Here is a 769-nt window from a genome sequence, read left to right as displayed (position 1 = left end):
GGCCTGCGCGTCGAGGGGCCGGCCGGCGCGCCAGGCTTCGCCGAGCAGCGATTCGTGCGATTCGCCGGCCTCGCGCCAGCGGCGGGCGCCCCAGTAGATGTCGGCCCGCAGCCGCTCGATATCGGGACCGCTCTCATCCTCGATCGTTTCCAGGGCCAGGTCGGTGCGGGTCAGGTCCGAGAGGGCTCGGGCGCGGACCAGGGCGCGGGCGCGCTTCAGCTCGCCGGGCAGCTCGGGCAGGTTGGTCGCGTCGAGCACCTGCAGCGCCCGCATCGGCTTGTCGTCCATCAGCCGGATCGTGGCGAGCCGGGCCGCCACCGCGGAGCGGGCCGGGCCGGTGAGCCGGTTGTCGATCTGGTACTGGAGCAGGTCGGCGGCCGAATCCAGGAGGTCGAGCCCGACCAGGCGGTCGGCCAGCCGGCGCACCACCTCGTCCCCGCGCCGCCCGATGGGCGCCAGCTCGCGGAAATCGAAGTAGAGCGCCACGGCCTCGATCCCGGTGAGCCGGTCGCCCTTGTCGGTGAGATAGAGGTTCTCGAAGGCGGTGCGCACCTCGCGGGAAAGCGCCTGCGTGGCCGTGTCGTTCGGCGCGATTGCGTTCGCCCGGCGCAGGGCCGCGAACGCGTCGCGCCAGCGGCCGGCGTCGAGGTAGAGCCGCGCCAATCCGACCGCAATGCCGGTCTCGGTGGGGCCGCCGTGCCAGGTCAGCGCCAGCCGTTCCAGGCGGTCGATCGCGGCATCCGGCTCGATCATGCCGGCGGCCCGGGCG

1 protein-coding gene is annotated in these 769 nt (G+C 74.0%); it reads right to left on the bottom strand.

Features of this window, described 5'->3' with window-relative positions:
* On the bottom strand, positions 1–769 hold a 769-nt coding region (locus tag FV228_RS31415), incomplete at both ends, for a tetratricopeptide repeat protein (protein WP_147857940.1).

Origin of the sequence: Methylobacterium sp. WL18, assembly GCF_008040015.1 — a bacterium.
Classification (GTDB): Bacteria; Pseudomonadota; Alphaproteobacteria; order Rhizobiales; family Beijerinckiaceae; genus Methylobacterium; species Methylobacterium mesophilicum.
Note: the sequence above shows the minus strand (reverse complement) of the source record. Positions and strands in the feature narration are given on the sequence as shown.